Annotated in this window: 15 protein-coding genes and 6 tRNA genes; 2 read left to right on the top strand and 19 right to left on the bottom strand. The window is 45.0% G+C overall.

Annotated features, from left to right (window positions below):
- Window positions 1-147: 147 nt before the first annotated feature.
- A complete protein-coding gene (ffh, locus tag OCU74_RS03515; RefSeq protein WP_087480270.1) occupies window positions 148-1,527 on the bottom strand; it encodes a signal recognition particle protein in 1,380 nt (459 codons plus the stop codon).
- 259 nt (window positions 1,528-1,786) lie between these two features.
- On the opposite strand from ffh, the gene OCU74_RS03510 reads away from it, so the two are divergent.
- Entirely contained in the window at window positions 1,787-2,581 is a 795-nt protein-coding gene (locus tag OCU74_RS03510; RefSeq protein WP_087480269.1) for a cytochrome C assembly family protein, read from the top strand.
- Window positions 2,582-2,663: 82 nt separating this feature from the next.
- Complete coding sequence (locus OCU74_RS03505) at window positions 2,664-3,938, top strand: HlyC/CorC family transporter (protein ID WP_087480268.1); 1,275 nt, start codon at window positions 2,664-2,666, stop codon at window positions 3,936-3,938.
- 92 nt (window positions 3,939-4,030) lie between these two features.
- Here OCU74_RS03505 and luxS read toward each other — a convergent pair whose 3' ends face one another.
- From luxS to recX, 18 genes are all read right to left on the bottom strand, one after another.
- Entirely contained in the window at window positions 4,031-4,549 is a 519-nt protein-coding gene (luxS, locus tag OCU74_RS03500; protein WP_087480267.1) for an S-ribosylhomocysteine lyase, read from the bottom strand.
- Between the two features lie 152 nt (window positions 4,550-4,701).
- Window positions 4,702-6,303 (bottom strand): glutamate--cysteine ligase, encoded by a 1,602-nt coding sequence (gene gshA, locus OCU74_RS03495; RefSeq protein ID WP_087480266.1) that lies wholly within the window; start codon window positions 6,301-6,303, stop codon window positions 4,702-4,704.
- A gap of 89 nt (window positions 6,304-6,392) precedes the next feature.
- Window positions 6,393-9,236: a M16 family metallopeptidase gene (locus OCU74_RS03490; protein ID WP_087480265.1), complete on the bottom strand. Its 2,844-nt coding sequence runs from the start codon at window positions 9,234-9,236 to the stop codon at window positions 6,393-6,395.
- A 9-nt stretch (window positions 9,237-9,245) separates the two neighbouring features.
- On the bottom strand, window positions 9,246-9,707 hold the full coding sequence (locus tag OCU74_RS03485; protein ID WP_087480264.1) for a YqaA family protein: 462 nt from the start codon (window positions 9,705-9,707) through the stop codon (window positions 9,246-9,248).
- Complete coding sequence (locus tag OCU74_RS03480) at window positions 9,701-10,651, bottom strand: NADP-dependent oxidoreductase (protein ID WP_087480263.1); 951 nt, start codon at window positions 10,649-10,651, stop codon at window positions 9,701-9,703. The genes OCU74_RS03485 and OCU74_RS03480 overlap by 7 nt, the downstream gene beginning before the upstream one ends.
- A gap of 123 nt (window positions 10,652-10,774) precedes the next feature.
- Window positions 10,775-11,905: a sodium ion-translocating decarboxylase subunit beta gene (locus tag OCU74_RS03475; protein WP_087480262.1), complete on the bottom strand. Its 1,131-nt coding sequence runs from the start codon at window positions 11,903-11,905 to the stop codon at window positions 10,775-10,777.
- Window positions 11,906-11,914: 9 nt separating this feature from the next.
- Window positions 11,915-13,696, bottom strand: a complete 1,782-nt coding sequence (oadA, locus tag OCU74_RS03470; RefSeq protein ID WP_087480261.1) for a sodium-extruding oxaloacetate decarboxylase subunit alpha — start codon at window positions 13,694-13,696, stop codon at window positions 11,915-11,917.
- Between the two features lie 22 nt (window positions 13,697-13,718).
- A complete protein-coding gene (locus OCU74_RS03465) occupies window positions 13,719-13,979 on the bottom strand; it encodes an oxaloacetate decarboxylase subunit gamma (RefSeq protein WP_087480260.1) in 261 nt (86 codons plus the stop codon).
- Between the two features lie 447 nt (window positions 13,980-14,426).
- Window positions 14,427-14,503: transfer RNA gene (locus tag OCU74_RS03460), tRNA-Arg, on the bottom strand.
- Between the two features lie 33 nt (window positions 14,504-14,536).
- Window positions 14,537-14,613 (bottom strand) — tRNA-Arg (locus tag OCU74_RS03455).
- Between the two features lie 41 nt (window positions 14,614-14,654).
- Window positions 14,655-14,731: transfer RNA gene (locus OCU74_RS03450), tRNA-Arg, on the bottom strand.
- 58 nt (window positions 14,732-14,789) lie between these two features.
- Window positions 14,790-14,882, bottom strand: a tRNA-Ser gene (locus tag OCU74_RS03445).
- Between the two features lie 17 nt (window positions 14,883-14,899).
- A tRNA-Arg gene (locus OCU74_RS03440) sits at window positions 14,900-14,976 on the bottom strand.
- 27 nt (window positions 14,977-15,003) lie between these two features.
- A tRNA-Ser gene (locus OCU74_RS03435) sits at window positions 15,004-15,096 on the bottom strand.
- Between the two features lie 281 nt (window positions 15,097-15,377).
- Complete coding sequence (csrA, locus tag OCU74_RS03430) at window positions 15,378-15,578, bottom strand: carbon storage regulator CsrA (RefSeq protein WP_077334767.1); 201 nt, start codon at window positions 15,576-15,578, stop codon at window positions 15,378-15,380.
- 88 nt (window positions 15,579-15,666) lie between these two features.
- On the bottom strand, window positions 15,667-16,854 hold the full coding sequence (locus OCU74_RS03425; RefSeq protein ID WP_087480259.1) for an aspartate kinase: 1,188 nt from the start codon (window positions 16,852-16,854) through the stop codon (window positions 15,667-15,669).
- Window positions 16,855-17,081: 227 nt separating this feature from the next.
- Window positions 17,082-19,664, bottom strand: a complete 2,583-nt coding sequence (gene alaS, locus OCU74_RS03420; RefSeq protein ID WP_087480258.1) for an alanine--tRNA ligase — start codon at window positions 19,662-19,664, stop codon at window positions 17,082-17,084.
- Window positions 19,665-19,862: 198 nt separating this feature from the next.
- Window positions 19,863-20,321 (bottom strand): recombination regulator RecX, encoded by a 459-nt coding sequence (gene recX / locus OCU74_RS03415; RefSeq protein ID WP_087480257.1) that lies wholly within the window; start codon window positions 20,319-20,321, stop codon window positions 19,863-19,865.
- Between the last annotated feature and the right edge of the window lie 15 nt (window positions 20,322-20,336).

Genomic DNA, 20,336 nt, shown 5'->3' with positions numbered 1-20,336 from the left:
TTATATAATAAAATTAACCCCAAAAACTGTTTTCTGAAAACAGATTGGGGTCTCGTGCCAATTTAAAGCTCCGGAATTTTACTCTTATTCCGAGCTATTGCAAGGCCTTTAGCCATTTTTTAACCATCAGTATGAAACAAGGGATATTCATCGGCCAAATGGGTTAAAACCTCCGCCCATGCCGCCTCCCATCATTCCTTGCATATTTCTCATCATGCCCTTCATGCCACCCTTCTGCATTTTTTTCATCATTTTCTGCATTTGGGTAAACTGTTTCAGCAGTCGATTGACATCCTGAACCTGTGTACCGGAACCGGCAGCGATTCTTTTCTTACGGGAACCTTTGATTACATCCGGGTGCTGACGTTCTTTCATGGTCATAGAGCTGATAATTGCTTCCATCTGTTTGAACATCTTGTCATCAACTTTGTCTTTGATGCCATCTTTCATGTTCGCCATACCAGGAAGCTTATCAAGCATTCCCATCATGCCACCCATATTTTGCATCTGTCCCAGTTGTTCACGGAAATCTTCCAGATCAAAGCCTTTTTTCTCTTTAAATTTCTGAGCCAGTTTCTGCGCTTTCTCCTGATCGACATTACGCTGTAAGTCTTCGATCAGAGAAAGGACATCGCCCATCCCCAGAATACGTGAAGCAACACGATCTGGATGAAAAGGCTCCAGTGCATCAGTTTTTTCACCGACCCCTAAGAATTTAATCGGCTTACCCGTCACATAACGGACAGATAAGGCAGCACCACCACGGGCATCACCATCGACTTTTGTCAGAATCACCCCGGTTAAAGGCAGCGCATCACCAAAAGCCTTAGCGGTATTTGCAGCATCCTGCCCCGTCATGGCATCAACCACAAACAATGTTTCAACCGGATTCACCGCACGATGAAGATCCTGAATTTCAGACATCATCTCTTCATCAATGGCTAAACGCCCTGCCGTATCGACAATTAAAACGTCGTAGAACTTTTTCTTGGCCTGATCAATCGCAGCTAAAGCGATATCAATGGGTTTCTGATCTGCCGATGAAGGAAAGAAATCAATGCCGATATCACTTGCCAACGTCTCCAGCTGTTTAATCGCCGCAGGGCGATAGACGTCAGCGGAAACAACTAAAACTTTCTTTTTATCCCGTTCTTTAAGCAGTTTTGACAGCTTACCGACACTGGTCGTTTTACCTGCCCCCTGCAAACCAGCCATCAAAACGACTGCCGGTGGCTGAGCAGCCAAATTCAGAGCTTCATTAGAAGCGCCCATAACGGCTTCAAGTTCAGTCTGAACGATCTTAATAAATTCCTGTCCCGGAGTCAGAGACTTGGAGACTTCAACCCCAACAGCTCCTTCTTTTACCCGATTCACGAATTCCCGAACAACAGGAAGTGCCACGTCCGCCTCAAGCAAGGCCATCCGCACTTCTCTGAGTGTCTCTTTGATGTTTTCTTCGGTCAAACGACCTTTACCACTGATATTTTTCAGTGTCTTGGACAAACGATCAGTTAAATTCTCAAACATGCTGTATCTCTTCGCGGTGGTGCGACTTTCTATAAATTCTGTAAATTAAGACCGAGTATACCTTAGCCAAAGCAGATAGTCATATCTGTTCAGAAATCAGATCCATCACTCTAACCCCTATATTTTGGTGGCCTCGGTGTAATACAACCTATCTGTAAACAATTTGTTTCATTTCCCCCAAAATTACGCAGCCAACCGTGGCTCATTGACGTTTAGACATGTATAATTCATCGTCTTAACAATCATTTTGATGAGAAATATGGATAAGTTTATCGCAATAGTTGCTTCGCTTTTTTACTTTCTCGCTATTGCAACCATTATTCCGGGACTGGTTAATCAGACAGGTATCAAAGCAAAGGCGGTCCTGTTCTGTGCTGCAACAGCACTTCTGCTGCATGCATGGTTACTCAGTGATCTGATATTTCACCCCAACGGACAAAATCTGAGTATTCTGAACGTTGCTTCTCTCATCAGCTTTATTATTGGTCTGGTTATGAGCGGCTCTATGCTGAAAACCCGGTTGTGGTTTATACTTCCGGTAGTTTATAGCTTCGCTGCAATTAATCTGTCGGCGGCATCCTACCTTCCGGGAAGTTTCATTACCCATATGGAAGACAACCTCCCGTTACTGACCCATATTTTTCTTGCGCTGTTTTCCTATTCAACACTGACAATCGGTGCACTTTATGCACTGCAATTAGCCTGGCTGGATCATAAACTCAAAAAGAAAAAATCACTGGCAATCAATCCGAATCTCCCACCTTTACTTCAGATTGAAAGGCAGCTGTTCCGGATTATTCTTATCGGCAATCTGCTTTTAACCGGCACACTAATTACCGGTTTTATTTTCATTGAAGAAATCTTTGCTCAGGGAAAAGCCCATAAAGGTATTTTATCAGTCATCGCCTGGGTCGTGTATACCGTACTTTTATGGGGACACTATCATAAAGGATGGCGGGGAAGAAAAGTGACCTGGTTCGCGATTGCCGGAGCTTTTCTCTTGACCCTGGCCTACTTCGGCAGTCGGTTTGTTCGGGAATTTATCTTACATTAACTTGTTGAAATACATTATGGATTGACACAAAAACAAAGTTCAGCCATAAATGAATCAACTGCAATAAAGGAAATTATTTATTTTGGACGACATATCAACTGGTGTCTTATTTACGCTACTTGCGTGTCTTATCATCATTTCAGGATATTTCTCCGGTTCAGAAACAGGCATGATGGCATTGAACCGCTACCGCCTGAAGCACCTGGCAAAAACAGGCCACAAAGGTGCCAAACGTGTCGAAAAACTATTAAACCGCCCTGACCGCCTGATCGGTCTGATTCTTATTGGTAACAATCTGGTCAATATTCTGGCCTCAGCAATTGCAACGATCCTGGGAATGCGTCTGGGTGGAAACCTCGGTGTTGCTGTGGCAACCGGCGTCCTGACACTAGTTATTCTTGTTTTCGCAGAAGTTACGCCGAAAACACTTGCTGCACTTTATCCGGAAAAAGTGTCCTATCTGAGTAGTTTTCTCCTCAGCATCCTGATGAAGCTGATGTCTCCTCTGGTGGTTTTCGTCAATCTGATCACGAACGGATTTATAAAACTTCTGGGAGTATCAGCCCATCGGAATGGTGAAGATCACCTGAGCACGGAAGAACTCAGAACCGTGGTGAATGAGGCGGGAGGGCTAATACCCAAACGACATCAGGATATGCTGTTGTCCATCCTCGATTTGGAGCATGTCACTGTCAACGACATTATGGTGCCCCGGAATGAAATCACAGGCATCAATATCAATGACGATTGGAAATCAATTGTCCGTCAGTTGACTCACTCACCTCATGGCCGGGTCGTACTCTACCGGGACAATATCGATGAAGTTGTGGGTATTTTAAAACTAAGAGACCCTTTTCGTCTGATGCTCGAGAAAAATGAGTTCAATAAAGAGATGTTACTTCGTGCGGCTGATGAAGTTTACTTCATTCCGGAATCCACGCCGTTGAACGTACAGTTGTTGAAATTCCAGAGAAATAAAGAGCGAATAGGACTAATCGTCGATGAATACGGGGATATCAATGGACTGGTAACTCTGGAAGATATTCTCGAAGAGATCGTCGGGGAGTTTACGACGTCGATTTCCCCAAGCCTTGCCGATGAAATCACACCACAAAGCGATGGTAGTTTTCTGATTGAAGGAAGTGCAAACATTCGGGATATCAACAAAAGCCTGAAGTGGAAATTGCCGACCAACGGGCCAAGAACACTGAATGGGTTGATTCTGGAGCACCTGGAAGATATTCCTCAAACGAAACTCAGTATCAAAGTTGCCCAGCACGCAATGGAAATAATCGATATTGAAGAAAACAGAATCAAGCTGGTCAAAGTCTTTCCGAATAAGACGAAAAAGTCATAAAGAGTAAATAAGACCGCTTCTTTCACAACGACAAAACAAAAAAGCTTGGCCAAGGCCAAGCTTTTTTTCAGAGCAACCGGTCTTCACTGAAATCAGTCAACCTTCAACTCCTGAAGCATAGATTCAGGTAATGCCAGATCATCATTCTGATTCACGGTAATACCACTACCAATGACCGACTGGGCAATCTCTTTCGCTTCGGCCAGAGAATGCATCGCTGCCGTGCCGCACTGATAAATATTCAGTTCCGGTATTTTATTCTGGTCTTCGACTTTTAACACATCTTGCATCGCTGCCAGCCAGGCATCAGCGACCCGCTGCTCAGAAGGAACACCAATCAGGCTCATATAAAAACCTGTACGACATCCCATTGGGGAAATATCAATAATTTCAACACCATCACCGTTTAAATGCGCTCTCATAAAGCCAGCAAACAGGTGTTCTAAGGTGTGAATCCCTTTCTCAGAAAGGATAGCTTTGTTGGGAACGGTGAAACGTAGATCGAACACCGTAATCGTATCACCTTTCGGTGTATTCATAGTCTTTGCAACACGAACGGCCGGAGCACTCATACGTGTATGATCGACCGTAAAACTATCTAATAGTGGCATAATGACGATTCTCCATTTTTACTGATTCCTACGAATCAGAATCAATTCTATCTATTTGGTAGCGCAGCCTCAGCCCTGATGATTCCAGCAAAACAACATATGAAGATCATTGGGGAGTTACAACGACAACAGTATATCTACATTCACAGACATCATTCACATGCAGCCCGGACTGGCTGCTCTTCCCGGACATTCAAGTAAGAAAAATACTGTTGCAAAAATTCATCAAAACTACAGTGATCATCCTGCTCAATCTGGCATTGCTCTTCAACTGACCGGGTAACTTCTTCTTCCATCAACTGCTGAGAGTAATACTGATAATCATGATTCAGATGGTACTGACGATAGTGCTCTCCCAATTCACGACCAGTTTTACCTAATCCTCCGGACTGTTTGATCTGTTCCAGAAGCTGCCCGGACAATGTTTTTTCCGGTTGCTCAATATGGGTAGATAACCGCTCACAAACATCCTGATAAGCTTTATCTCCCGAGGCTTCATCCATCAATTCAGCGACTAATCTTAATTCACTGAAAACACGTTTGGCCCATGCCTGTAAGGTTAATACCTCACCATGACAACCTATTTGCAGTTCTAGCCCTGGCTTTCTTCCTTCCAGAATTACCTTTTGCCAGTTTTCTCTCCAACAGCTCAGTTCACAGTCATCCATTGGCTCAGAATCTGATAAAGCCGCCCAGGTCAGGAAGAGATCCAGAAAACGAACCTGTTCTTCAGTGATTCCTATCGGGCTAAATGGATTTACATCCAGTGAGCGAACCTCAATGTATTCAATGCCCCGGTTGGCTAATGCATCGGAAGGTTTTTCTCCGCTTTGTGTCACGCGCTTTGGTCGAATCGGAGCATACAACTCATTCTCAATCTGGAGTACGTTACTATTGAGCTGGCGGTATTCATCATTTACTTTGACACCGATTCTGGCAAATTCGCCTGATGGCGTGTGAATTGCCTGCCGAAGCCCTTCAAGATACTGCTCTAAGCTATTAAATCCAATTCTGAGAACACTCTGAGCACTATTTGTGTAACCTAAATCGCTCAAACGTAGTGATGTGGCATAAGGTAGATACAACGTTCCCCCGGTTTTCTCAAAAGGAAGCGATGTTTCCCGTCCCTGCAAAAATGAGGAACACAGTGCAGGAGATGACCCGAATAAATAAGGAAGCAACCAGCCGAACCGGTAATAATTTCTAATGACACCCAGATAAGCAGCTGACTTAGATGAACAGCGTTCATCCTCAGATTGAGGGCCATATAAAGCGTCCCAGAATGTTTCAGGAAATGAGAAATTAAAATGAACCCCTGAAATGATCTGCATCAGACTACCATAACGATGCTTCAGTCCTTGCCGGTAAAGGGTCTTCATCTTGCCGATATTCGACGTACCATACTGAGCCAGTTGGATATTCTCTTCATCACCAACGTAGCAGGGCATCGACATCGGCCATAAACCTTCTTCACCCATCGTCACCTGAGCAAAACGATGAATATCGGATAATTGCTTAAACAATGTTGGAATATCCCGGCTTACCGGCGTAATAAACTCAAGTAACTGTTCAGCAAAATCTGTCGTAATATACTGGTTTGTTAACGCAGAACCCAACGCTTTTGGGTGTGGTGTCTGCACTAACTGACCATCCTTGGTATATCGTAACGTCTCTCGCTCAATACCCCGGTTAAAGGCGTTAACGATATCTGGTTGTTGAGCAACCAACTTTAGTCGTGTGGCAAAATCAGTCAAAATAGTATTCGCTTCTTGTAGGTTTGTCGTACGAAGTCCGAAAAGTCAGGCCCGATACGCAGACAGTATATACTGCCTTTATGTGTACTCTAATGGATGATTTCAAGCTCTTCCATGGGTAATTTTAACTTTTCTAACTTCGGCTTCAGCGTCTTCATGTCTCCAACAACAATAATCTGATAATCCTTCGGATTGAACCATTTTTTTGCCAGTTGATTCAATACATCCCGCCCTACCGTGGCAACAATCCTGTTTCTCTGCTGAAGATAATCATGCTCCAGACTGTATGTCATAATACCACTCAGTAGCTGGGATTTCTGCGAAGGTGTCTCGTAGACTAATGCATCTTGCTGCCCGACGGCAAGACGCATGAACCTCATCTCTTCAGAGGTCATTCCCTGCTGACTAAAACGTGTCATTTCGTTTTGCATTTCCTGAATGGCGCCAACAGTTGCACCTTTTCTCACTGATGCACTGAATACAATAACCCCGATCTCCCGGTTACCGGCCAGAGTACTGCTCGTTCCGTAAGTATATCCTTTATCTTCTCTCAGGTTCTGATTCATTCGACTGTTAAAGTTACCCGCCAGATTGAAATTAGCCAGTTGAGAAAGAAAAAATTCTCCCGTTGCGTCAAATGGTAATCCCTGACGAACATAACGGACAATACTTTGTAATGCACCGGGTTTGTCAATTAGGTATATTCTCTGCCCTTGCGGTTCAGGGACAATCTGCGGTGCCAGTAAAGGCGCATCATCACCTTTCCAGCCAGACAAAAGACCAATCGACTTAATCGCTTCCTGCTTGGAAATGTCTCCGACAACTGCAATCTGAGTCCCATGAGGCGTATAATGTTGACGATAAAATGTCTTCACATCGTCCAGAGTGATCCCAGCCAATGACTTTTCCGTTCCATCACTAACCCGGGCAAATAATGAATTACCAAACAATACCTGTCGGGTTGCCTGTGAAGCTAACCAGTCCAGTTTTTGATGTTGGTAGACTGTTCCCTGAATCATCTGATTTTGGATACGCTTAAAATCTGGTATGGCAAACTTTGGCTGAAATAACATTTCATCCAGAATTGCCAGAGTCTTTCTCAGATTTTTGCTCAGACTGGACACTGTAATACTGGCTGAATAGGTTTCGGTATCAAAAGAAATGACCGATCCCAATTTATCAAGCTCCGACTGGATTTCTTCAGCCGAGTGAAGTTGGCTCCCTTCAGACAACAGACTGATGGTTAACTCTGCCAGTCCTTCTTTTCCCTGAGGAACAAAACGCTTTCCTGCAGGTAAATTAATATTCACCAGTACTGTCGGTGTCTCCGAAGTAACCGTCCCCATCAACTCAATACCATTTTCATAATAAGCACTATAGAGTTTCGGAATTCGGGGAGTCACTGGCCCCGAGACTGATGGAATAACAGTACGGTCAAAAGAATCAGTGACTTCCCGGTATTGAAGCTCCTTATCATCAATATGATGTAGTGGTGCGCTCACATGTTCCGGTGCGACGAAATTCGCCGGGCGTACAGCCAGATGATCTTCTCCCCGAGGAACAACACTCAGCGTCACTTTGTGGTGACTGATGATATATTTCTGCAGCACCCTTTGGATTGATGCAGAAGATACTCCTTCAAGCTCCCCCAGTTCCTGCTGCAATCGATCTGGCTCTCCGTAAAAAGTCTGATTACTGGCAAGCTGAGCGACTTTTCCCCTGACACTTTCCAGAGCAAACACAGCATCGGCTTTTGCCATGCCTTTAATTTCATCCAGGCGGGACTGTTCAATACCATTCCGCTCAAGTCTTCCGATCACCTGTAGTAATTCCTGAGACAATTGCTGCAATTCATTCTTCTTTTTGGATGAAGTCATTGCATATACATAGAATGTACAGGCCAGTTCCCCACAGTTTTGAAAAGCCCCGGCACTCAACGCTTTTTGCGGTTTCACGAGTGACTGATAGAGTAAGCTGTTACTTCCGTTACCGAGGATCTGAGCCAGAACATCAAAGGTCATTTTACTTTCCGCCCCCATATATTGAGTCGGCCAGCCAATCACAACCATAGGCTGCTGTATTCGGTCTTCCATCGTCACATACCGATCAGCCGATAAAGTAACCGGACGTTTTTTCGGCTCCCCGACATCATGTCCTTTAGGAATCGGCCCAAAATATTTCTTTACCCAATCCAGTGTCTGCCTGACATCAATATCACCGCCAATGGTTAACACCGCATTATTCGGCCCGTACCAGCGCAGAAAAAATGCCTTCAAGTCGTTTACATCAACATTATCCAGATCTTTCACATACCCTATCGACTGCCATGAATAGGGATGCTGCTGAGGAAACATTGCTTCTCCCATTTTTTCCCACATCAATCCATAAGGACGGTTATCGTAGTTCTGTGCCCGCTCATTCTTGACCGTATCACGCTGAATCTCAAACTTCCGTTGCGATACAGCATCAAGCAAAAAGCCCATCCGATCCGATTCAAGCCAGAGAACTTTTTCCAGTTGATTCGAAGGTACTGTATCGTAGTAATTCGTCCGATCCCGGTTCGTTGTTCCATTCAGCGAACCTCCCGCTTCAGTAATCAGCTTAAAGTGCTGTTGATCCCCGACATGCTTCGATCCCTGAAACATCATGTGTTCAAAAAAATGAGCAAATCCGGTTTTACCCGGCATTTCTCTTGCTGAACCAACATGATAAGTGACATCAACGTGCACCAGAGGATCAGAGTGATCCGGAGACAGTATCACCGTAAGGCCGTTACTCAATTTATATTTAGAATACGGAATGACAACCTGGCCGGGCTGAGGCAACTGCCTTTCCAGCAAAGTTATTCCCTGAGGCAGAGAATCGGAATTACGAACTGAAGAACAACCGGACAGAACAACCAGACAGAGAAGGCAAAGCAATAGCTTTCTCATCTTATCTCCTTAGAAAATACCAAAAAACAACGCAGCCAGCATCGCGTATCGAATCGCTTTGCCAATCAGAATCAGAAACATTGACGGGAAAAAATGCATCCGAAGCCAGCCTGCAGCAATACACATTGCGTCACCAATGACAGGTAACCAACTGAATAACAGAGCCCAGTATCCATACTTTCTTAACCAGGCTAAAGACTTCTGACCTCGTTTACTTTCCTGAGTTCGGTTAGGTAACCACATTCCTATCCAATAATTCACCATGCCACCGAGCGTATTGCCCAGAGTAGCTACTGCGATGATGGTAGAAGTCGGATACTGATGAAGGTTGAGGGTAGCAATCAGGGCGGCTTCAGAACCGCCCGGTAGAATTGTCGCGCTCAGGAAACCACCAATAAATAATGCCCAAAGCGCCGATTCCTGTAGAGACAGACCAAAACCGGAAAAAAATGTCTCCAAAAACTCTAACATTGCATATCAAGTAAAATCTTGCCCCGGGTATGACCGGTAGCAACCTGGCGGTGAGCTTCCTGAACTTCATTCATCGGGTAAACATGCTGAATTTCTGTTTTCAGTAATCCAACTCCCACCATATAAAGCATGGTGTCCAGCTGTTCAGGATCCGGATCAACCAGCATCCCCATGGCATGAAAACCCAATAATTTCGCCTTTTCACAAATCATCTCTGCCGTAATGGTTGGCACAGTGACAACCGTTGCCTGATCTCTCAGACATTTCAATGCATCAAGTGCAGTCTGACCGCCAACTAAATCGATCAGAACATCAACATCTTCCAGCCGTTCTGATACCGGAGCAAAATTATAATTAATAGCATGAGCGCCTAATGTTGCCAGATAATCGAGATTTTCTTCACTACAGGTTGTATAGACCTCAGCTTTAGCTGCAACGGCAATCTGAACAGCCAAATGACCGACACCACCAGCTCCGGCAAGAATTAAAACCCGATCACCTTCTTTCACCTGCGCTTTATTCAGTGCCTGAACCGCAGTTTGCCCTGCCAACGGCAGAACAGCAGCAGCTTCCAGTGTTACAGACGGAGGAACATAACTCAGTTCACTTTCAGGTACACTAATATACTGGCTATAACCTCCGCCTTTCAACGGAAACCCAATAAAACCAGCGACCTGGTCTGCAACCTGAAACCGTACAGCTTCTTCACCACACCGTACAACCGTCCCGGAAATATCATAACCGGGAACCCAGGGCAGTTTATCTTTATTCTGATCTGCGGCCCATCCAAGCCCGGATCTGGTTTTTACATCAATCGGATTGATACCGGCGAAAGCAACTTTTACCAAGACTTCTCCTGCTCCGGGTTCAGGGATCGAATTTGATTGAATAGCCAAAACATCTTCGTCACCAAACCGGGTTATCGCAATTTGCTTGTTATCCATATCCAAAGTTCCTTTACTTGCCCATACTGATGTAAAAATAAAAGGAATACCCGAAGGTATTCCTTTGAATATATATCATTTTACGCTTTACCGTGAACCTCTGACGATAAATTTGCAGAAATATTAACCGACTAGCGCTAAAAGAATCCCGGCAGCAACCGCAGAGCCGAGAACTCCGGCAACATTAGGTCCCATTGCGTGCATCAGCAAGAAGTTGTGGGGATTTGACTGCAAACCGACCTTATTTACAACCCGGGCAGCCATAGGCACAGCAGATACACCAGCAGCACCGATCAATGGGTTAATCTCCTCTTTAGACAGCTTATTTAATAACTTAGCCATCAAAACACCGCCTGCAGTTCCAATACTGAATGCAATCGCTCCCAAAGCGAGAATTCCCAAAGTTTCAAGGTTCAGAAACTTATCGGACTGTAATTTGGAACCAACGCCTAACCCAAGGAATATTGTCACAATATTGATCAACTCATTCTGGGCTGTTTTCGATAAACGTTCGACAACCCCTACTTCCCGCATCAGATTCCCCAGACAGAACATACCGACCAACGGCGTCGCTGATGGTAAAAAGAGAACCGTCATCAACAACACCAGCATTGGGAAGAAAATTTTCTCTAATCTTCCGACATGGCGTAATTGCGCCATTTTTATCTGGCGCTCCGCAGGTGTGGTCAACGCTTTCATAATCGGAGGCTGGATGATCGGCACCAAAGCCATATAGCTATATGCTGCAACAGCAATCGCTCCCAGCAAATCGGGAGACAAACGACTTGCCAGGAATATCGCTGTCGGCCCATCAGCGCCACCAATGATAGCGATCGATGAAGCATCCGCCATGGAAAACTCCATTCCCGGGATCAAGTTAAGCAGGATAGCACCAATCAGGGTTGCAAAAATTCCCAGTTGAGCAGCAGCGCCTAACCATAGTGTCTTCGGGTTGGCAATCAATGCTCCGAAATCTGTCAGGGCACCAACCCCCATAAAGATCAACAGAGGAAAAACACCTGATTCTATACCGACATGATAGATGTAGTAGAGTAATCCTCCCGGTTCCGTAAAACCGGCATTGGGAATATTCGATAGAATAGCCCCAAAACCGATAGGAAGCAGCAATAAGGGTTCAAACCCTTTAGCAACGGCCAGGAATAACAACAAACAGCCGACAAGAATCATGCAGATCTGGCCAAACTCGAAGTTTGCAATTCCGGTTTCAGCCCATAAGGTTAGTAATCCTTCCATGATTCACCCTTATGCCAGACTGAACAGAGGTGAACCGACATTAACCGTATCACCTTCTTTCACCAAAACGTCCTGAACAATACCACTTTTAGCAGCACGAACTTCAGTTTCCATTTTCATTGCTTCGAGCACAATCAGTACATCTCCGGCACTCACCTGATCTCCGGGTAAAGCGTTCACTTTAAAAATCGTACCAGCCAGAGGAGCAGGAACCATCTCCGCATCATTCCCGGTTACCGGGGTTGCTTGTTGTGGTGCAGGAGCGGATGCAGGTGTGACTGAAGCCAGTTGCCCTTGAGGGCCGACTTCAACTTCATACACCCTTCCATCCACTTTCACACTATAAGTTTCAATGCCACCAGCCACAGGTGCTGCTGGTGCTGGTTTCACCTTGGCATTTTCAGCAGAAGGTACCGGTTCAAAGGCTTCCGGGTTGTTTCTGTTTTTCAGGAACTTCAAGCCAACCTGAGGGAATAATGCATAAGTTAAAACGTCATCGACAACGGACTCAGCCAGAGAAATTCCTTCGGTCTTGGCTTTTTCTGTCAATTCATTGGTCAGGTGTGCCATTTCAGGCTCCAGCAAATCAGCCGGACGACAAGTAATCGGTTCACTTCCTTCCAGAACCCGGGCCTGAAGTTCAGCATTCACAGGTGCAGGAGCTGCCCCATACTCACCTTTCAAAACGCCTGCGGTTTCTTTGGTGATACTTTTATAGCGTTCTCCCATCAAAACATTAATGACCGCCTGAGTACCAACAATCTGAGAAGTTGGTGTCACTAACGGGATATATCCCAGATCCTGACGAACTTTCGGAATTTCCGCCAAAACTTCATCAATTCGATCTGCCGCCCCCTGATCTTTCAGCTGTCCTTCCATATTGGTCAGCATTCCACCAGGAACCTGAGCAATTAGAATTCGGGAATCAACACCTTTCAACTGTCCTTCCCATTTAGCATATTTCTTACGAACATCTCTGAAATAGGAAGCAATCGGTTCCAGTTGTTCAAGAGAAAGCCCGGTATCCCGCTCGGTTCCATCCAGCATAGCTACAACAGTTTCTGTCGGCGTATGACCATAAGTCTGACTCATTGATGAAATCGCGGTATCTAAAATATCGATTCCGGCTTCTACGGCTTTCACAGCAGTCGCCACCGACAATCCTGTGGTCGCATGGCAGTGAAGTGCCAGCGGCACATCGCAGGCTTCTTTGATCCTACGGATTAAAGTATCAGCCTCATAAGGCTTCAGTAAGCCGGACATATCTTTAATACACAAAGAATGACAGCCAAGATCTTCCAGTCTTTTGGCCAGATCGACCCACATCTCAATGTTATGAACCGGGCTTGTCGTATAAGAAAGTGTCCCTTGAGCATGAGCTCCGACATCGATGGTCGATTTGACGGCCTTCTCGAAGTTACGCACATCATTCATGGCATCAAAAATCCGGAAGACATCCATACCGTTCCGGTGAGCCCGTTCAACAAACTTTTCGACAACGTCATCGGCATAATGACGGTATCCCAATAGATTCTGACCACGCAAAAGCATTTGCATCGGTGTATTCGGCATCGCTTGTTTCAGTGTCCGTAAACGCTCCCATGGATCTTCTCCCAAAAAGCGAATACAAGAATCGAAAGTCGCGCCACCCCAGGTTTCCAAAGACCAATAACCAACCTGATCAAGCGCAGATGCGATTGGTAACATATCTTCAACTCGCATCCGTGTCGCAAACAAAGACTGATGTGCATCACGAAGAACCACATCAGTAAGTGCCAATGGATTAGACATACAACACTCCTATTTATAATAACTATTTATGTTTTGCTGATGAGCGATATTGGTGTACAGCTGCTGAAATAGCAGCAACAACCTGAGGGCTAACATCCGTTGAATTGATTGGTGTCTGTGCAGACTTGCTTCCGGCTGGGGATAACGGTGGTGTCTCTTTAGGAACAAGCCGGGACATCAGACTGACCAGAAAAACCATCATGGTCAGAAACGCGAAGACAACCAGCATTCCTGTCATCATTAAGGTAGTAGCTTCCGACAGTAAGCTTCCTATATGACTCATTATATTTCCTTCTAATATGTTTTCTCGGGTAGACGATGGTTTGTTTAAATATCCCTATAAACAAACCCGGAACAGACTTTCTCTTTCAAACCTTTGTTTCAGGATGCACGCTCTCACAATATAAAATTGTCGAGATACCATACACCGCTGGTGAAAAGTAAGCCAAATCCACCACCATTCACCAACTTTTCCCAGAAAAAGTCAAACATAAAAGCATACAATCCAAGACGATGTTGATATTTCGAGACATAGCTCCGCTTAGCCTAACTCTATTTTGCAAGTCAGGCTAAAAAAGCATCACATCAGAAAATTCAACATGACCGAGTATCGAATAAAATTTATTCAAATGCTGAGAGGAAGATAGAAAAACAGAAACAATTCAGGAAACAGATAAATGAATAACTTATCAATATATAAGGAAAAAGAGATGATAGGAATAAGCAGAAATGGCGCGCTCGGAAGGATTCGAACCTTCGACCGCCTGGTTCGTAGCCAGGTACTCTATCCAGCTGAGCTACGAGCGCGCTGATAATCTGTATATCGTGTGAAATGAAGTATGGCGCGCTCGGAAGGATTCGAACCTTCGACCGCCTGGTTCGTAGCCAGGTACTCTATCCAGCTGAGCTACGAGCGCACTGTAAAATCAATTCACTGATATTGTAGTCAAAATTAAAGTGGCGCGCTCGGAAGGATTCGAACCTTCGACCGCCTGGTTCGTAGCCAGGTACTCTATCCAGCTGAGCTACGAGCGCGCAATAACTTCAATCAATTGACCCTGTGTTGAAATGAACCATAGCCTGATAAGGACAATGGCGGTGAGGGAGGGATTCGAACCCTCGATACGGCTACAAACCGTATACTCCCTTAGCAGGGGAGCGCCTTCAGCCTCTCGGCCACCTCACCACAACACATAAACAAAGTGGCGCGCTCGGAAGGATTCGAACCTTCGACCGCCTGGTTCGTAGCCAGGTACTCTATCCAGCTGAGCTACGAGCGCGCAATACTTTATTTGTCAAACAAGACATGGCGGTGAGGGAGGGATTCGAACCCTCGATACGGCTACAAACCGTATACTCCCTTAGCAGGGGAGCGCCTTCAGCCTCTCGGCCACCTCACCGTCTTGCGGAGGCACATATTACGATTTACCAAAAATATGTCAAACATTTTCTTGGAAAAATCAGGAAAAAATGCGTCAAACGTTGCCTATTTAATCAAAGTGAAATGAATTGATTCTTTTATCACCATTCAATATATCCTGCCGGCATCAGAGAACAAGCAGATACATTTTTCAAATAGGCAATCATTGGTATGAGGAACAGGAAGATAGAGAAAACCATCACGTTCCGGACAAGACAAAAAAGCTGGCAGAATAATCATCGCCAGCCTTTCAATAATGGATTAATAACTCGGAGTACCCGAACTACCATTACCACCTTTTTCTGCCTGAATACGCATGTAGATCTCTTCACGGTGGACAGATACTTCTTTGGGAGCATTGACACCAATTCTCACTTGGTTGCCTTTCACACCGAGTACAGTTACTGTGACTTCATCACCTATCATGAGCGTTTCGCCTACGCGGCGAGTCAAAATTAGCATTCTTTGGCTCCTTGAGTCATCTCTGTTTTGCCTTAACTACATTATTATCTATTAAAAACTATATTGAGGTAAACTTTCTCATACAAAATCAGCCCATAAAACGTTGTTTGGGCCCATGATCAACAAATGATCCAGAAATAACATAAGCCTCATGGATAACATTTGCTGCTTTATCTATTTGTTCGGGTGCAATCACCAGACTATGAGATAAGTTATCAGAATAACCGCTGTCTATCAGAATATTGGCAGAACAAAGCAATTGATATGTTGATTCAACCAAATCGTTCGCTCTCTTGCCGACAATCGTCAGTAAGCTAACGGGCTTACTATTACGGATTTTGTCTCCAAACACCAGTGTCAACTTCGCACTAGCATCCTGTTTAATCAGCAAAGCTGTAAATTCTGTATCCCCGATCACATTCCATACATCGATTCCTAACAGATGACACTGTTTCAGGACGGTATCAAAATGATGAGGTTCAAAGCTCAGCTTCATCATATTTTTCTGAATAGCGATACCACATACATCATGTTGTGTGGTATCACCGCGGATAAGCGTTCCCTCATTCTGTTCAAATGTTGATAAAACCCTCAACGGAACCTGATACTGCCAGGCATACTGCACACAAGGCAAGTGAAGCACCTTAGCTCCTTTTCTTGCCATCTCTTCCATCGAAGGAAAATCGACGACCTCCAGCTTCCGGGCATTCCCGACAATTCTTGGATCACAACTGTAGATCCCGTCAACATCGGTAAATATCTGGCATTCATCCGCTGCCAGCATTCCGGCTAGTGTCACTGCGGTCGTATCAGAACCACCACGCCCTAAGGTTGTGATATCGCCATTTTCATTGACTCCCTGAAAACCAGCCACAATAACGATCATATCTTCATCCAGCAGTTGTTGTATCTTGGCTGTATCTGCTTTCTGGATCGTCGCATCGTTATGCTGGTTTGTCGTAACAATACCAAGCTGGGTGCCTGTGAATGAACGCGCTGAATACCCCATTTTATTCAGCGTCATTGCCAGAAGAGCCATTGATACCTGCTCTCCTGCCGATAAAATCACATCCAGCTCCCGAGCGTTTGGAACTTTATCAACCTGATGGGCTAAATCTAATAACCGATTGGTTTCACCAGACATGGCAGATACAACCACCACAACCTGATTACCATCATTTTTAGCATCGATCACATGTTGTGCAACCAAATGGATTCTCTCTACGGAACCCATAGATGTCCCACCAAACTTTTGAACTATAAGGGGATTTTTCACCAGTCGTCACCTTCCCAAGACAAAGTCTCATTGAGAATGCAGCCCAACCACTCCGGTTGTAGCCTCATTCAGTACAAAGCAACGTTGCAACAAACAACATTGCTATAAAAACATTAATATAAAAACAAAACCAAGTAGTTTATCAGCTTAGTTTAGACGCCAATTAAACCACTTGGTCAGGAATAAAGAATTATTTTGAATCAATGTAAAGTTACATGTTGATCACATCACAACTTGGATTCAATCCAAGATTCAACAGATGCCAGCGCCTGAGGTAATGCATTCACATCACTCCCTCCAGCCTGAGCCATATCAGGACGACCGCCACCTTTACCGCCAACCTGCTGAGCAACCATATTGACTAACTCACCAGCTTTCACCTGAGCAGTCAGATCTTTTGTCACACCGGCAATCAATCCGACTTTGTCGTCATTAACATTTCCAAGCATGATAATTCCGCTTCCCAGCTGATTTTTCAGCTCATCAACCATACCCCGAAGCGATTTATTATCCGCTCCCTGTAGCTGAGCAACCAGAACTTTAACACCGGAAATCTCTTTCGCCTGCTGAAGCAGATTTGAACTAGCCTGAGATGCCAGTTTATCTTTCATCTGCTGGATTTCTTTTTCCAGTTGTCTGGTTTTCTGAGCCGCTTCAGAAAGCTTCGCTTCATAAGATGCTTGCTGTTCATCAATTGCATCTAACGCAGCTTCACCAGTTACAGCTTCAATCCGACGGACGCCAGCAGCAATACCACTCTCGGACACAATTTTGAACACACCGATGTCACCGGTACTGCTTGCGTGGACACCACCACACAATTCTGTAGAGAAATCACCCATCGACAATACCCGGACTTTGGTGTCATATTTTTCCCCAAACAAAGCCATTGCTCCTTTTGCTTTGGCCTCATCAAGTCCCATGATATTGGTTTCAATTGTATGGTTTCTACGGATATGCTGGTTCACCATGCGTTCAACTTCTTTCAACTCTTCCATGGTTACCGCTTCCATATGAGAGAAATCAAAACGTAAGTTTTCGGCTCTGACCAATGATCCTTTCTGGGTAACATGATCCCCAAGAATCCGGCGCAACGCTTCATGCAGCAAGTGAGTTGCCGAGTGGTTCAGCGATGTCGCAGCTCTTCTTTTAGCATCAACCAATGCCGCTGCTGTATCTCCTTGATTCAAAACCCCTTCAGTCAGAGATCCATAATGGATGATTGCACTCCCAAGTTTCTGGGTATCCGCAACCTGGAATGCACCGGAATCTGTCCGGATCACACCAGTATCGCCGCACTGACCACCAGATTCGGCATAAAACGGCGTATCATCCAGAACAAGAGCAGCCTGATCACCAGAAGACAGGGTTTCAACAGGCTCACCGTGAAGGTATATTGCCACGATTTTTCCCTGGCCTTCGGTACCCTCATAACCACAAAAATGGCTTGATGCATCAACTTTGATGGTTGCGTTGTAATCCGTGCCAAACTGACCTGCATCGCGAGCCCGCTGACGCTGCGCTTCCATCGCCATTTCAAAACCGACTTCATCAATGCTTAGCCCGTGTTCACGCACAACGTCATTAGTCAGATCCGCAGGGAAACCGTAGGTATCGTAAAGCTTGAATACCGTTTCACCATCAAGAACTTTTCCATCCAGATTTTCCAGAGCTTCATTCAGAATGGACATGCCACGTTCAAGCGTCCGACCAAAGTTTTCTTCTTCAATACGAAGCACTTTTTCAACTACAGCCTGCTGTTTCTTCAATTCAACACCGGCACTTCCCATAATTTCAGCCAACGGGCCAACCAGTTTATGGAAGAATGCACCCTGAGCACCCAGTTTGTTGCCATGCCGGACAGCGCGACGAATAATACGACGCAGTACATAACCACGACCTTCATTAGAAGGCACCACACCATCAACAATTAAGAAAGCACAAGAGCGAATATGGTCAGCAACCACACGCAGAGACTGATTTGATAAGTCTTCGTAACCAATCACCTGTGCAGCATCTTTGATCAGAGTCTGGAATACATCGATCTCATAGTTTGAATGAACATTCTGCATAATTGCAGATATCCGCTCAATCCCCATACCAGTGTCAACCGAAGGCTTAGGTAATGGCTCCATAGTTCCGTCAGCATGGCGATTATACTGCATGAAAACGTTGTTCCAGATTTCAATAAACCGGTCACCGTCTTCTTCAGGAGATCCCGGAGGACCGCCCCAGATACTGTCACCGTGATCATAGAAGATTTCAGAACATGGGCCACATGGTCCGGTATCACCCATTTGCCAGAAGTTATCAGACTCATAAGGCTTACCGCCCTTTTTATCGCCAATACGGATAATACGATCAGCAGACAGGCCAATCTGGTTATGCCAGATATCAAAAGCTTCATCATCAGTCTGATAGACCGTAACCAGCAGACGATCCTGAGGCAGCTTCAGTACTTCGGTCAGAAATTCCCACGCATAATGGATTGCGTCTTTCTTAAAATAATCACCGAAACTAAAGTTACCCAACATTTCAAAAAATGTATGGTGCCGGGCGGTAAAACCGACATTTTCCAGATCGTTATGTTTTCCACCAGCCCGAACACAGCGCTGAGCTGTAACAGCACGGGTATAATCGCGCTTTTCCAAGCCAAGAAAACAGTCCTTAAACTGGTTCATACCCGCATTCGTGAATAGCAGTGTTGGATCGTTGGCAGGGACCAAAGATGAACTGTCTACGATTTGGTGTCCTTTTGTCTCAAAGAACGAGAGGAACGCCCGGCGAACCTCGTCAGTGCTCATGTACATGCGCTATTCCTGAAATATTCAAAGATTCAACTAAAATTTTGCGCCCTATTGTAAAGCATGGATAACTGTTCGCCTAGTTTTGTTTTCGAAGCGTAAAAGAGAAGTAAATAAAGCGGATAGCATCAAGGTGAGATTCGTGAAAAACGTTTCAGACAGAAATTAATTTCATCGTCCACTCAGTTGAAAATATAAGCAGAATCACTGGTCACGAGAATCCAGTGCATATTGAATCTGTTCAAAGTTAAACCCCCGGTACTGTAAAAAACGTACCTGTTTCGCGTAGACTTTCGGATCCTTCGTCGTAATCTGCTCACCGAACTTTCTTTCTGCCGTGGACCTTGCCAATTCAAACCAGTCAACATCTGTCAGAGCCAGTTGTTCAGCAACAACCGTTTCATCAATCTGCTTTTGCTTCAATGTTTGCTGAATTCTCAATTCACCATGACCTTTAGCGATATGATGCCGAATCATTCCCTGCACATAGCGGGTATCATCCAGATAGCCATGTTGTTCACAAGACTGAATTGCATGACTCACTTCATCCTCAGCAAACCCTTTTGTGAGGAGCTTACGGAACAACTCTGCCCGGCCATGATCCCGGCGACTCAGCAATTGAACAGCAGTTTCCAGACATGATCTGGAACGCTCTCGGTACATACAAAACCTCCTTAC

The organism is Vibrio mangrovi (assembly GCF_024346955.1).
GTDB classification, from domain to species: domain Bacteria; phylum Pseudomonadota; class Gammaproteobacteria; order Enterobacterales; family Vibrionaceae; genus Vibrio; species Vibrio mangrovi.
The sequence above is the reverse complement of the archived record's forward strand: the minus strand, read 5'-3'. Positions and strand labels throughout refer to the sequence as shown.